Genomic DNA, 14900 nt, shown 5'->3' on the forward strand with positions numbered 1-14900 from the left:
TGACTTCTGGAATAAATTTGCTGCTCAAAATTCACACCACCTGTACATATTTACTTTTTATCCTCCGGCTATGTGTTAAAAAAGTGGCGCCGATTTTAATACATCATCCGCCAAACTATACGGCCTGCATATCATACAGATTTTTGTATATTCCGCCAAGCCTCAAAAGTTCTTCATGCTTTCCCATCTCTTTTATACGTCCCTTATTGATCACTATGATCTTATCGGCGTTCTTAATGGTGGAAAGCCTGTGAGCGATAATAATAGTAGTACGGTTCCTTGATATCTTGTATAAAGATTTTTGTATATACCTTTCCGTCTCGGTATCAATATTCGCCGTGGCTTCATCAAGCACAAGTATGGATGGTTTAAATGCTATGGCTCTTGCAAAGGACAAAAGCTGCCTCTGCCCAGACGAAAGCGTGCATCCCCTCTCCATAACCAATTCATTGAATTTCCCCGGCAGGTTTTTTATAAAATCATAAGCATTGGAATATTTAGCCGCATTGACGACCTGTTCGTCGGTTATATGCTTATTATCGAGCCTTATATTGTTTTTTATATCGCCTGAAAATATAAATACATCCTGCATGACTACGGCAATTGCACGCCTCAAATCTTTAAGCCTGATATCCTTTATATTCACGCCATCTAAAAGTATTTCCCCTTTTTGTATCTCATAAAACCTTCCTATGAGATTTATAATAGTGGACTTGCCAGAGCCTGTAGCACCTACAAAGGCCACGGTCTCACCCTTATTTACTTTGAAGTTTATATCCTTTAGCACCCAGTTCTTGTTATCGTATGAAAACCAAACATGCCTAAACTCGATCTCACCGCGTATGCGGGATATTTTAGTCCCTTTATCCATATCCTCAACGTCGCCGGTATCGTCCATGAGTTCAAACACCCTCTCGGCTGCAACTCCTGCAGATACGATAGTATTGTACATATCGGCAAGATCGCTTATGGGGGCAAAAAACTTTTTTGCATAAGTTACGAAGGCATATAAAACTCCTATCTCTATCTTCGAATTAAATATTCCGGGAATACAATACCATATAAGTATGCAGATTGCAAGAGAGTTTATAAGCTCTGAAGCCGGTTTGAACAGCGCCATAAGCTTCATCTCGAAAATGCTGGCCCTGTTGTATTCGTTGTTCAGCTTCTCAAACTCCCTGTATTTTTCCTTCTGCCGGTTAAATATCTGCACAAGCCTCATGCCGTATATATTTTCGGCCAGAAAGCCGTTTATGCTGGCAATCAGCCTCCTTATCCTCATAAAATTCCTTCTTGCCTTGTTTTTGTATAAAAATGTCACGATTATAATTATAGGTATCACGCTCATGCTCAAAAGCGTCAATTTTACATTCATATCCAGCATCACCACGATGATACCTATAAGCATCAATATATCCTTGAACAGAGACACTATTACACCTGAATAAAAATCATTGAGCACTTCCACATCGTTTGTTATTCTGGTAAGTATTCTGCCCGACGAGTTTTTATCAAAAAAAGACAGTGCCATCTTCTGCACGTGCGAAAACAGTTCCATCCTTATATCGAGTATTATCCTTTGCCCTAAAAAATTTAAAAGGTATGCCTGTATATAGTTAAAAACCCCTCCTGACAATGCTGCCGCCAAGTATAAAAGCCCCAGCAGCACGATGTTTACGACCGGCTTTTTTAAGGAAATATAATCATCGATAATAACTTTAGTAATATACGGGCTTGCAAGATCCGCAAGATTTATTAAAAAAGCCAGGAAAAGGCTTAAAAAAAGCAAACCCATATACGGTTTAAAATATGAAAACAGCCTTATGAATTTTTTATTTCTCATATAGCAGCTTCCTCCATCTGCTTGATATTTTTCTCAGCCATCTGTGCGCGATAAAGCTTGTAATATCTTCCTTTAAGATCCAAAAGCTCCTGATGGGTTCCTCTTTCTGCTATCATGCCATTCTCCATGAATATGATGATATCGGCGTTCTTTATGGCTGAAATCCTGTGGGATATTATAATGCCCGTTCTTCCTTTCAATATTTCTTTTATGTTTGTAAGTATAACCTCTTCAGTTTTTGTATCGACTGCTGAAAGACTGTCGTCAAGTATCAAAATAGAAGGCATTTTTATTATTGCCCGGGCAATCGAAACCCTTTGTTTCTGGCCGCCCGAAAGTGTGGCTCCCCTTTCTCCCACAATGGTGTTAAAAGCTTCGGGAAAGCTCATTATATTGTCATAGACATCAGACATCTTTGCCGCGTCCTCAATCTCTGATCGTTTATACGCATTTTCTCTAAAGAAGCTTATATTATCATCTATAGCGGCTGAAAACAAAAAATTATCCTGAGGGACATATCCTATATTTTCCCTTAATGTTGAAAGAGGTATATCGTTTATGTCTGCACCATCTATAAATATGTGGCCTCTGTCCACTTTAAACAGCCTGAGCAGTAAATTCACAAGAGTTGATTTCCCGCTTCCCGTCCTTCCTACTATTGCAAGGGTCTGGCCCGGCTTGACATGAATATTTATATCTTTTAAAGCCCTTTTCCTGCTGCCTGGATATGAAAAGCTGAAGTCTTTGATTTTTATTTCACCTTTTAACGTATCACTCTTGAAATTCGCTTCATCATCGTTTATATCCGACTTTATAACAAAAATATCATCCAACCTTTTCATGGATGCAGCGGCTTTCTGCCATACTTCAACTATCTTTCCGACGTTTGAAACAGGTCCCATTAAAAGTGTAAGATACGTGTTGAATGCGACAAAATCGCCAAGCGATATCCTGTTCATCCTCACAAATCTGCTTCCCATAATAAGCACCAGTGCAAAGCTTATCCCGAAGCAAATCTGCACGACAGGGCCCAGTAAACCTGAAAGCCTCACGTAACTTAGCTGGACATCCATCCTGTGCTTGCATTCATCATTTATTTTGTCTATTTCCTGATTCTCCTGTACATATGCCTTTATCACCCTTATGCCGGATATGTTCTCCTCTATTTTATCAGACATTCTGGCAAAGGATCTTTGAACCTCGGTAAATCTTTGCCTCATCTTTTTCCTGAGTTTAATGATTAAAACAAGAGCTGTCAGGACAGGCCCCATGGATATCAATGTAAGAATCGGGTCTATCGTCTTAACCATAACGAAAAATGAAGTAAGATTTATGATTATCCCATCTATCAGAAATACAAGCCCAAAGGCAAAGGCCTGCCTTATGGCAGTTAAATCATTTGTCGCATATGCCATAAGATCTCCGGTTTTCCTCTGATTAAAGAATTTTGGAGGCATTTTCTGAAGATGTTCAAAAAGCTTTGCCCTTAAAAAGCACTCAAGATCCCTTGCCTTTCCCATTATAAAATATCTCATCAAAAATTTTGATATAAATAATGCCGCCGAGATTCCAAGCATGCCAAGAGTTACCCAGGCAATTTTGGACTGGCTTGCGGATTTATTTCTTAAAAAATCTATTATATATCCTAAAACTTTGGGAATTGTCAATGCCAGCAGGCTTGATGTAATAACGGCAATTATGCCGAGGATATATTGTATTATATTTTTCTTTATAAACTCATCGACTATCCATTTTTTAATCATTTAACCACCTACTTATACGTATAAATTATTTGGCAAAATAAAAGAATCTTTGATTTCTCTATCTCCAGTTATAAAGCTGAAGATTAAAAAACAGATTCACCTAAAAAGACTCCCTTCTTACAAGCTTCCATTGTAAAACCACGACATCATCCAGCATATCACTATTGCCATCCATTATATCAAACAGCATGCTGCATCCTTTATAACCCATATCATATAAAGGCGCCTCGATAGCCGACATGGCAGGCTGTGAATATTCGAAAAACGGCGAAGTGCCTATAGATACAACAGTCATGTCATTCGGAACACGAACACCCTTTCTGACAGCATGCCTTAGCATGTAAAAACCTATATCCGAATGATCGCATATAACGGCAGCAGGAAAAGCCTTGCAATCAGGGAAATAAGCATCCATCAATTTTTCTGTTTCTTCTTTACCGCCCCCAACCTTATATACTATATTTTCGTCGAGTTTCAAGCCGCATTTTTCCAGTCCCTTTATATATCCCTGGTATCTTCTGTTCCCTGAATCTTTTGCATTTGTACCTATATAGGCTATATCTTTTATTCCACTGTCTGCAAAGCACCCTATAGTATGTCCTATGGCGTCTTCCATGTCGGTCTTTACAAGGTGCACGACTTCGTTTCTTGCATTTGTATTTATCACGACGAAGGGAATGTTATTCTCCAAAAGATACGATATCTGCATATCGGTGAGCTTTGACTGGGTAAAAATGATGCCATCTATCCTGTTCGAATTATAATATTTTACATAATCGTCCTCTTCTAAATCCAGATACTTGTTAAAGCAGAATGTCATCGTATAATTTCTGTGAACGAGAGCATCTTTTATACCCTCAAGAATATTCATAAAGAAATAATTGGAAACATCTTTATCGGTGACTATGCCTATAGACATCGACTTTTTAAGCCTCATGCTCTTTGCTATCAGATTCGGGTGATAATTAAGCTTGCGCGCAGCATTAAGCACTGCCTCCCTCGTTTTGGGCTTTATGCTGATGCCTTCTACATTATTTAAAACGTATGAAACTGTTGCCTGGGATACGCCGGCCTCTTTTGCCACATCCCTGCTTGACGCACACTTATGCTTATTCAATTTACCACCTCTTTATTATATGCCGCCGACATGTAAAGCGATTTGTGCAGCACATAAGCACATCAAATTTCATTTACAACTAAAATACGATGTATTATTTATACGTATAAACCATCTATTAATATAGTAATATTTTTACTCTATCGCGTCAAGAGCAAAAAAACGATCCAGAGTATAATGCCCAGAAGGCTCATTACCTGTGCGATCCGGAAAGGCCCGAGCATAAGGCTGTCTGTTCTTAAACCCTCTACGAAAAATCTTCCGATGGAATACAGGCCCAGATATGTAAAAAAGACGATTCCCTTTTTTTTATTTCTTTTGGCAATAATCATCAATATAATAAATGTAAAGATATCCCACATGGATTCATATAAAAATGTCGGCTGGTAATAGGCCCCATCGATGTACATGCCCCTTTGTATGAATCCGGGAAAATGTTTTATAAAATCGTAGGAAACGGCTCCGCCATGAGCCTCCTGATTGAAAAAATTCCCCCATCTTCCCATGGCCTGGGCCAATATCAGCGACGGCGCGGCCACATCCGCAAGATGTAGAAAATTCAACTTTTTATATCTTGCATAAATAAACGCAGATATCACGCCGAAAATAACCCCTCCATGGATTGCAAGTCCTCCGCCTCTTATGTTGAATATCTCCAGAGGATTATTTATATAATCTCCTATCCTGAACAAAACATAATAAAGTCTTGCGCCTACGACTCCGACAGGTATTGCAATGAGTATCGCATTCAAAAAAACATCGTAATCGACACCCCTTGCGCTGCATGTATATTTGGCAATCAATATGCCGAGCAGCATGCCTGAAGCGATTAAAATTCCATACCATCTTATTTCCAGCCCTAAAATACTGAACGCAACCGGATTCATTTTTCTATCGTCCACCTTCCTTATCGGCAGGCTAAACATTCTGTAAAATCCACCTGCCGCCAGATATATAACATAGTAAAGATTTATTTATAATATTATAGCACAAATAATGTAAATGAATTCATCACAGAAACTTCGATTCGTAATATGAGCTCTATGTTATTTTGAGTACTCATTCGTTGCTCAAAATAACATAATCCTATTTATGCCATATTTCAAATTACGAATTGCAGTTATAGAAAAGCCCGACCCCCCGTACCAAAAAATGGGTCGGCCCGGCAGCTCATATATAAATTATTTGAAGAATATTATTCCAATCGCTAAGCTCTAAGTATATAGAGTCTGTAAACTTGTTCAGGGCAAAATCAAAACTCACTTAAGTTCAAACATTGATTCTGCTAATCCTGAACATGCGTTAACAGACTCTAAAGACTTTCTGCTAATTGCTCTTTCCATAATATTCTTCAAATATAGAATATGCACCCGGTCCGGTATTCCCGGGTCATATCCCATATTTTTTGACATACCATGCCTTTATTATCTGGGTCAGCGTCACATAGCCAATCAGGATCAGCGCCAGGAAACCCCAGTATAAACCGGGAAGTTTTACAAATCCGAAAGCTGCTCCTAACGGCGAATTGCTTAAAAAGGCTCCGAAGCATACGATTAAAATCGAAGTCATCATAACCGGTTTGCTTGCCCTGCTCTGTATAAACGGAATTTTATTTGTCCTTATGACATGGATGATCAATGTCTGCGTAAACAGCGACTCTACAAACCATCCAGTCTGAAATAACGCCGGATTATTCCATGCTTTGAACACATGAAGCATCAGGAAATAAGTAATATAATCAAATATTGAACTAATGGGCCCGATCATTATAATAAATCTTTTTATCTCTCCCACCGCCCATTTCCTCGGTCTGTCAAGCCACTCTTCATCTACCGAATCCGCAGGTATCGAAGTCTGTGATATATCATATAAAAGATTATTGGTCAAAATTTGAATAGGCATCATCGGCAAAAAAGGTACGAATATACTTGCCCCTACAACGCTGAACATATTCCCGAAGTTTGAACTCGCAGTCATTTTGATATATTTGACTATATTGCCGAATACTCTTCTTCCTTCCAGTATTCCCTGTTCCAGCACAAGCAAATTATTTTCAAGAAGAATTATATCCGATGATTCCTTTGCAATATCAACTGCTGTGTCGACTGAAATCCCCACATCGGCCGCTTTAAGCGCCGGCGCATCGTTTATTCCGTCCCCCATGAAACCTACCACATGATTTTTATTCTGCAGGGCCTTTATTATTCTTTCCTTATGCATAGGTGAAAGCTTGGCAAAGACCGATGCTTTTTCTGCCGCTTTGCTCAATTCCTCATCAGTCATCGCATCTATGTCGCTGCCAAGAAGTATTTTATCAACAGACAGATTAACCTCCTCACAGATCTTTTTAGTCACAATATCATTGTCTCCTGTAAGGATTTTAACATCGACATTATGCTTATGAAGCTTTGCAATAGCATCCGCCGATGTTTTCTTGGGTGGATCGAGGAAAGCCAAAAAGCCAAGGAGCGTCAATTGCTTTTCATCGGATATTGAATATTCGTTTCTATTATTATCAAATATCCTGTATGCCACTGCGATTACCCTGAAGCCTTCAGCATTTAACTCCCTTATCATGCCGTATATCCTGTCAGTCATCGCACCCTCAAAATCTTCAGTGCCTTCCTTTGTCTCATACTTATTGCATAAACTCAGCATTTCCTCTACAGCGCCCTTGCAAATAAGAACGTGCTCCATTCTCCTGTTTTCTACAACAACGGACATTCTCTTCCGCATAAAATCAAACGGAATTTCGTCTATCTTCCTATATTTTTGTTCGATATTAAAATAATCTTCTCCATCGTTTCTATGCTCAAGGATGGCGGTATCCGTGACATTTTTTAAACCTGTCTGATAAAAGCTATTGATATATCCATACTTCAAAACCCTTTCCGAGTTATCGCCATATACATTCAAATATTTTTCAAGTACAACCTTGCCGCAGGTTATAGTGCCGGTTTTGTCCGTGCAGAGGATATCCATCGCTCCAAAGTTCTGTATCGCATTTAGTTTCTTGACTATTACCTTTTTCTTTGACATCGACAGGGCGCCCTTCGAGAGATTAACCGTGACGATCATGGGAAGCATTTCGGGAGTTAGCCCCACTGCTACGGCGATTCCAAATAAAAACGCCTCGAACCAGTTCCCCTTAGTCAACCCATTAATCAGGAATACCATGGGTGCCATAATAAATATGAGCTTTATCATAAGCCATGTGTATTGGCTTATACCCTTGTCAAAACCTGTCATCGGCCTTTCACCGGCAACTTTACTGCTTAACTTGCCAAAACAGGTTTTTCCTCCGGTACTCAATACAACAGCAATAGCAGTTCCAGTTTCTACATTAGTGCCCATAAAGCAAAGATTGGGGTTTTCAAGATCGTTTTTCCATGTACCCTGTAAAATATTTTTCTCTACCGGCAGCGATTCGCCGGTAAGCGCCGATTGGTTCACGAACAAATCCTTTGAAGTAATAAGCTGCAAATCTGCCGGGATCATATCACCCGAGGCCAAATGTATAATATCCCCCGGGACGAGCATTTTCAAGGGTATTTCCCTTTGCATCCCGTCTCTTATGACACTGGCGGTAGTGCTTACCATGGATTTTAGCTCTTCGGCGGATTTATCCGCTTTTATTTCCTGTATGAATTTCAGCGCTACTCCCATTGCGACCATTACAATCATCACTACTGCAGCCCTTGTATCTCCGGTAATATATGATATTGCCGCAAGCACACCCAGCAAAACAACCAATGGGTTTTTAAAATTTTCAATAAGTTTTTGAAGCAGTGATTTCCTTACTTCTTCTCCAACCTCGTTATATCCGTATTTTTCTATTCTCTCTTCCGCTTCTTCATCACTAAGCCCTCTAAGAGAAGTGTCAAACTTTTTTAGTATAGGTTCGACAATGCGGTTGTCAATTGAATCCATCAATCTCATCAATACCATAACAATACCTCCCCGGTATTGCTATTCAGGAAGTGAAAGTATGGAAGATGCCTCCACTTTCTGAATAACAAATACTATTATTTTTGATTCTGCTTTTATTAAATTTCCGTATTTTCTACCGGCAGGCCCATCATCCATAACCTTTCACCTCCATATTTTATAAAATAAATTTTCAATAAAAGGCAGTAACTTACAAATGGCAAAAAGGCAATAAGAAACCACAGGCCGATAAATGCACCTTTTAACCATTTAAAATCAATTATTATTTTCAAGCTTTATCTAAAGATTAATTTATAAACTATCCCAACAAGAGGACAGCGTAAAAAATATTAAGAAAAGTATACAAAAGAGAAAATAGAATGGGAAACTCTTATCAAATAAGAATAGAGTATGGTATAGCAACTATTCCGTTTTCTCCATATATACGTTTTCCTCCACTGTCCGTACTACCACCAGACTCCATTCTATCCACCCCCTGTGATTTGGAAAATAAAAATACCCTCGTTAAACTTGAACATAACGAAGGTATTATACGCAACACTTTCTCGTCCAAGTTTTGGCTCTGCAAGGCGCTGTAGTTGCATTAAGTTAAACCTTATCTGATCGGTAAAACCTGCTCACCAGTTAAAAATGTTTCCACTTTTTTACGGCAGCAACCCGTATCCCTGTAGTAACCTCACCTACCGAGGTCTATTTACTTTTTACATTATTATTTTATGCTCAACATCCATAAATGTCAACATTTCTGGCAAAAATTTTGTATATTATCGATGCGTGCAAAATGCGATCTATTTCCAAAGCATTACAAATGTTCCTGCTGTAATAAGTACGCCGGCAACTAAAGTTTTCACGGTAAATCGTTCACCCAAAATGATGAATGACAGGATTAGCGTAAGGACTATACTTGACTTATCAATCGGTGCAACTTGAGATACTTGACCGATCGATATTGCCTTATAGTAAAACAGCCATGATAAACCCGTTGCTATACCTGATAGAATTAAAAATGTCCAATTTTGTTTAGTTAAATCTTTAATACCATACTGTGAGCCACCCAAGAATACAATACCCCATGCTAAAAATACAATTACGATTGTACGAATGGCTGTGGCAAGGTTAGAATCAACCCCTTTTATACCTATTTTGGCAAGAATCGAGGTCAAAGCGGCAAATAAGGCCGATAGTATTGCAAATAGCTTCCACATATTTTCAAAACCTCCATACTTGATTTTAAATACATAATACCGCATATTTCAAACATTATGGAACTTTTAACATTACTATTTATAAAAAGCATGAATTTATTTAGATGCTACGCAGGTATAAAGCCTACCTTTTTTTGCATCTTGCGAAGCGTCTTATATGCGACCCTTGCAGCCTTTTCCGCACCACTTCTGTAAACCTGCTGCAGATAGTCTTTGTTTGACAGATACTCGTTGCACCTTTTTTGTATAGGTTCAAGCTCAGCTATTATCGAGTCCGCCACATCCTGTTTGAACCTTGCATATCCCTCCCCCTGATATTTTTCTTCAACCTCTTTCGGCGATATATTATTTATCGTCGAATATATCGATATAAGGTTTTTTATGCCGGGCTGATCATCGCTATATCTTACGACACCGAGATTATCCGTAACAGCCCTTTGTATCTTTCTCCTTATAACATCAGGTGAATCCAGCATCAATATATACGCATTCTCATTTTCATCGGATTTAGACATCTTTTTTTGAGGATCCTGAAGACTCATTATCTTCGCGCCTTCTCCCCCGAAATACGCTTCAGGCACCTTAAATGTCGGGCTGTAGACGCTGTTAAACCTCTGGGCAATATTTCTTGCAAGCTCTAAATGCTGTCTCTGATCAATCCCTACGGGCACAAGGTCCGTCTGATAAAGCAATATATCCGCCGCCATAAGTACAGGATATGCAAACAATCCTGCATTTATGTTATCGGCATGCTTTGCAGCTTTGTCCTTAAACTGCGTCATACGGCTCAATTCACCCATATAGGTAAAACAATTCAAAATCCATGCACATTCCGAATGTGCAGGAACATGCGACTGTATAAATAAAATATTTTTTTCAGGGTCCAATCCTGCAGCAAGATACAATGCCAAAACCTCTAAAGTCTTTTCCCTCAGTTTTTTCGGCTCCTGCCGCACTGTTATAGCATGCAGATTCGCTATGCAATAATAACATTCATATTGTTGATCCTGAAGCTTTACAAAATTTTTAAGCGCCCCTAAGTAATTTCCAACCGTAAGATCACCGGACGGCTGTATGCCGCTGAATATAACCTTTTTTTCTTCGCTCATTTTCTTCCTCCTGTTAGTACATCATATATAATGAATATTTTTTTCATATTTATCAATTTATTTTATTATACCTTTATAGGTTAAGCTATTCAACAATAATCATAATTTGTACTTCGATTCGTAATATGAGTTTATGTTATTTTGAACACTCATTCGGCAGATTCAAGTTTTGTAAGTTCTAAGGCCAGCAGCCTTAAGAATCCAAGAGCTTTTGAAACTCGTTTCACTCAGACACTCAAAAGCTCTATGGGATTCTTCGCGACAGCAAAGCCAAGAACTTATCAAAACTTTCATAATGCTCATTCGTTGCTCAAAATAACATAATCCTATTTATTCCTGATTTCAAATTACGAATTGAAGTTTTTCTAAAAATTTGCGGTTGACAAAAAAAATATCTTGCTGTAAAATTTGTTTAATGTTAAAGATTTTGATGAGAAGAGTAGGCAACAGGGCGCTGTTTTAGAGAGCCGGGTCAGGTGAAAGCCGGTACGGTAGTTGTTGCTCAAGATGGTCTCTGAATCGCACAGGTGAACTTTTAAGTAGCCTGTGACGGATGCATCCGTTAAAATTGCAAGGTGATGGTAGTCACCTACAAAGTTTAATGCCGCAAGGCATTAAAAAAATAGGGTGGTAGCGCGTATGACTCGCCCCTTCATATGGAAGGTGCGAGTTTTTTTTATTTTATTTAGGATACACTTTATGTATTAAGCAAATTTTTAGTGTATCCGTTAATGTAAGTTCGCAATCCGGCGAATGAAGCGTTTAAAAAAATGCATATTTTATATTGCAAATTTGAGAGTTATTAAGGAGGAAGGATGGCAATGGCAAAAACGTATTATATAACAACACCTATATATTATCCGAGCGATAAGCTCCATATAGGGAACACTTATACTACGGTTGCAGCAGATGCGCTTGCAAGATTCAAAAGACTTACGGGTTATGATGTAATGTTCCTTACAGGAACGGATGAACATGGACAAAAAATTGAGAGGATAGCTAAAGAAAAGGGAGTTACCCCCAAGAAATATGTTGACCACATTGTAGCTGGAATTAAGGATTTATGGAAACTTATGAATATATCTTACGATAAATTTATAAGGACGACCGATTCATACCATGAAAAGACCGTACAGAAAATTTTTGAAAAATTATATAAACAGGGTGATATATATAAAGGATACTATGAAGGGTTATACTGTACGCCATGCGAAGCTTTCTGGACAGAAACCCAGGCGGTAGGCGGCAAATGCCCTGATTGCGGAAGACCTGTGGAATACGAAAAGGAAGAAGCATACTTTTTTAAACTTTCCAAATATCAGGATAGGCTGATAAAATACATCGAAGAACATCCCGATTTTATACAGCCGGAATCACGTAAGAATGAGATGATAAACAACTTTTTAAAACCAGGGCTTGACGATCTGTGCGTCTCGAGAACATCTTTTTCATGGGGTATTCCTGTTACGTTTGACAGAAAGCATATTGTCTATGTATGGGTGGATGCGCTGTCAAACTATTTGACAGCACTTGGTTACCTGCAGGAGGATGATTCATTATTCAAGAAGTACTGGCCTGCCGATGTACAGCTTGTTGGAAAAGACATCATAAGGTTTCATACGATTATCTGGCCAATTATGCTGATGGCTCTTAACCTTCCCATTCCAAAGAAGGTCTTTGGTCATGGCTGGCTTTTAGTTGATGGAGGAAAGATGTCAAAATCCAAGGGCAATGTGGTTGACCCGGTGGTGCTTGTTAACAACTTCGGCGTGGATTCTGTAAGGTACTATCTTTTGAGGGAAATACCCTTTGGCTCCGATGGTTTGTTCAACAACGAGATTTTTATAAAAAAATTAAATTCCGACCTTTCAAATGATTTGGGAAATCTTGTGTCAAGGACAGTTACGATGGTTGAAAAATATTTTGACGGTACTATTCCAAAACCATCCTCGGAGGGAAGGCTGGACGCCGATTTAATAAAACAGGCGGAGGAGACTTCCAGAGATGTGGAGAAACTGATGGATGATTTGAAGATAAGCGATGCCCTCGATGAAATATGGAGGCTTATAGGGCGTGCAAATAAGTATATTGATGAAACTCAACCCTGGGCCCTTGCAAAGGATGAATCAAAAAAGAGTATTCTCGCATCGGTTATATATAATCTATGCGAAGTTATAAGGATCATATCGGTTCTTATATGCTCTTTTTTGCCATCCACTGCACCAAAGATAAACAAACAGCTTGGAATAACCGGCGATCTGGCTACATGGGACAGTATTAAAAATTTTGGCAAAATAAAACCGGGCACTAAAGTTAAAAAAGGCGGGGTTTTGTTTCCAAGGATTGATATAGACAAAAAGCTTATAGAACTTGAAAAAGTCAGGGAAGAGCAGATAAAAGCAGCTGCGCAGAATACTACAGCAGTGAAGGATGATAAAAAACCTGAGGAGACGGCAAAGAGTGAAATAACTATAGACGATTTTGCAAAAATCGATTTAAAAGCAGGCAAGATAATTTCCTGTGAAAAAATCGAGGGTTCCAGAAAACTTTTAAAACTCCAGGTTGAATCAGGCAGCGAAACGAGGCAAATCGTATCCGGAATCGCGAAATATTTTACTCCCGAAGAGCTTATAGGAAAGATGGTTGTATTTGTTGCAAACTTAAAACCGATAACACTAAAAGGTGAACTTTCACAGGGAATGATACTCGCAGCCGAATCAGGCGACAAACTATCCCTTGTGACTGTTGATAGCGATCTTCCGTCGGGTTCTTCCATAAGGTAGATCAGGGTTAGTATGGAGCATTATAAGATATTTGGAGAGCATTTTTCAAATAATCTTATGATGCACCCGTTTTAAGTATATTAACGAAAGGGAGAGCATCATATGATTTTTGATTCGCATGCTCATTATGATGACGAAGCGTTCGATGAAGACAGAGAAAGGGTATTGGATGAAGTTGCAAAAAGCGGGATAGGTTATGTGATGAATGCAGGGTGCAATATTGAGTCTTCCAAGGCGTCTGTTGAACTCGCAAACAGATATCGATTTATATATGCTGCAGTCGGGGTGCATCCCGAAGATGCAAATGAGTTCAATGAAGATACGACAGGTATTTTAAAGAGCCTCTGCAAGAATAAAAAAGTTTCTGCAATAGGCGAAATCGGGCTGGATTATTATTATAAAGATATTGAAAGGGATACGCAGAGGAAAGTGTTTGAAGAGCAGATAAAACTTGCTTTAGAGCTCAATCTGCCCGTTATAGTCCATGACCGGGATGCTCATGCGGATACTTTTGGGATTATAAGCAAGTATATGCATCATGGCCTAAGAGGAGTGCTGCACTGCTATTCAGGGAGCGCTCAAATGGCAGAGGCTTATATAAAACATGGCTTTTATCTTGGCTTTAACGGCGTTATCACATTCAAAAATGCAAAAAAAAGTATCGAGGTCCTTAAGAGTATTCCCGCAGATAAAATACTGATTGAAACTGACTGCCCTTACCTTGCTCCGGTGCCAAAGCGCGGAGAAAGGAATGATTCGAGAAATTTATATTATGTTATACAAAAAGCGTGCCAGGTTTTAAATATTGAAAGAGATTATTTTATAAAACAGACCTGTGAAAATGCGAAGAATTTATTCAATATCGCAGATTAGTTATACTTCCATTCTGTGCCATTCCAAACGACAACGTTGTTTCAGGATGGCACAGTTTTATTTTGTCTTGAACAAGTTTACGGGCTTCTTAAGATTTACAATTTAGTAATTGAAATAATATTATTCACATATACATATATATACTTTCTTCAATTCGTAATATGAAATCGGTCATAAATAGGATTATGTTATTTTGAGCAACGAATGAGCATTATGAGAGTTTTGATAAGTTCTTGGACTGCTGCCGCATAAGAATCCT

Annotated in this window: 9 protein-coding genes, 1 riboswitch and 1 other annotated feature; of the genes, 2 read left to right on the top strand and 7 right to left on the bottom strand. The window is 38.7% G+C overall.

All coding sequences use genetic code 11. The features are described from left to right. Nucleotides 1–115: 115 nt before the first annotated feature. From QME45_03770 to trpS, 7 genes are all read right to left on the bottom strand, one after another. Nucleotides 116–1843: an ABC transporter ATP-binding protein gene (locus QME45_03770; GenBank protein ID MDI6617782.1), complete on the bottom strand. Its 1728-nt coding sequence runs from the start codon at nt 1841–1843 to the stop codon at nt 116–118. Further along, nucleotides 1840–3606, bottom strand: a complete 1767-nt coding sequence (locus tag QME45_03775; GenBank protein MDI6617783.1) for an ABC transporter ATP-binding protein — start codon at nt 3604–3606, stop codon at nt 1840–1842. The genes QME45_03770 and QME45_03775 overlap by 4 nt, the downstream gene beginning before the upstream one ends. Before the next feature lie 100 nt (nt 3607–3706). Further along, entirely contained in the window at nt 3707–4723 is a 1017-nt protein-coding gene (locus QME45_03780) for a LacI family DNA-binding transcriptional regulator (GenBank protein ID MDI6617784.1), read from the bottom strand. Nucleotides 4724–4863: 140 nt separating this feature from the next. After that, nucleotides 4864–5610: a prolipoprotein diacylglyceryl transferase gene (gene lgt, locus QME45_03785; protein ID MDI6617785.1), complete on the bottom strand. Its 747-nt coding sequence runs from the start codon at nt 5608–5610 to the stop codon at nt 4864–4866. 502 nt (nt 5611–6112) lie between these two features. After that, on the bottom strand, nt 6113–8671 hold the full coding sequence (gene mgtA / locus QME45_03790) for a magnesium-translocating P-type ATPase (GenBank protein MDI6617786.1): 2559 nt from the start codon (nt 8669–8671) through the stop codon (nt 6113–6115). Between the two features lie 534 nt (nt 8672–9205). Continuing rightward, nucleotides 9206–9366, bottom strand: a riboswitch (M-box (ykoK) riboswitch). A 93-nt stretch (nt 9367–9459) separates the two neighbouring features. Further along, nucleotides 9460–9876, bottom strand: a complete 417-nt coding sequence (locus QME45_03795; protein MDI6617787.1) for an EamA family transporter — start codon at nt 9874–9876, stop codon at nt 9460–9462. A gap of 107 nt (nt 9877–9983) precedes the next feature. Further along, nucleotides 9984–10985, bottom strand: coding sequence for a tryptophan--tRNA ligase (trpS, locus tag QME45_03800; GenBank protein MDI6617788.1), 1002 nt, complete (start codon nt 10983–10985; stop codon nt 9984–9986). A gap of 418 nt (nt 10986–11403) precedes the next feature. Next, nucleotides 11404–11640: a binding site (T-box leader), on the top strand. A gap of 166 nt (nt 11641–11806) precedes the next feature. On the opposite strand from trpS, the gene metG reads away from it, so the two are divergent. Continuing rightward, nucleotides 11807–13768, top strand: a complete 1962-nt coding sequence (metG, locus tag QME45_03805; GenBank protein MDI6617789.1) for a methionine--tRNA ligase — start codon at nt 11807–11809, stop codon at nt 13766–13768. A 102-nt stretch (nt 13769–13870) separates the two neighbouring features. Further along, on the top strand, nt 13871–14641 hold the full coding sequence (locus tag QME45_03810; protein ID MDI6617790.1) for a TatD family hydrolase: 771 nt from the start codon (nt 13871–13873) through the stop codon (nt 14639–14641). Nucleotides 14642–14900: the final 259 nt, after the last annotated feature.

The sequence above is a fragment of the Clostridiales bacterium genome (assembly GCA_030016385.1).
In the GTDB taxonomy this organism is placed as follows: domain Bacteria; phylum Bacillota; class Clostridia; order Clostridiales; family Oxobacteraceae; genus JASEJN01.

Bases quoted from the DNA above. Each gene is read 5' to 3' on its own strand.
- trpS (MDI6617788.1), bottom strand. From the start codon at position 10,985: ATGAGCGAAGAAAAAAAGGTTATATTCAGCGGCATACAGCCGTCCGGT.
- QME45_03775 (MDI6617783.1), bottom strand. From the start codon at position 3,606: ATGATTAAAAAATGGATAGTCGATGAGTTTATAAAGAAAAATATAATA.
- lgt (MDI6617785.1), bottom strand. From the start codon at position 5,610: ATGAATCCGGTTGCGTTCAGTATTTTAGGGCTGGAAATAAGATGGTAT.
- QME45_03810 (MDI6617790.1), top strand. From the start codon at position 13,871: ATGATTTTTGATTCGCATGCTCATTATGATGACGAAGCGTTCGATGAA.
- metG (MDI6617789.1), top strand. From the start codon at position 11,807: ATGGCAAAAACGTATTATATAACAACACCTATATATTATCCGAGCGAT.
- QME45_03795 (MDI6617787.1), bottom strand. From the start codon at position 9,876: ATGTGGAAGCTATTTGCAATACTATCGGCCTTATTTGCCGCTTTGACC.
- mgtA (MDI6617786.1), bottom strand. From the start codon at position 8,671: ATGGTATTGATGAGATTGATGGATTCAATTGACAACCGCATTGTCGAA.
- QME45_03770 (MDI6617782.1), bottom strand. From the start codon at position 1,843: ATGAGAAATAAAAAATTCATAAGGCTGTTTTCATATTTTAAACCGTAT.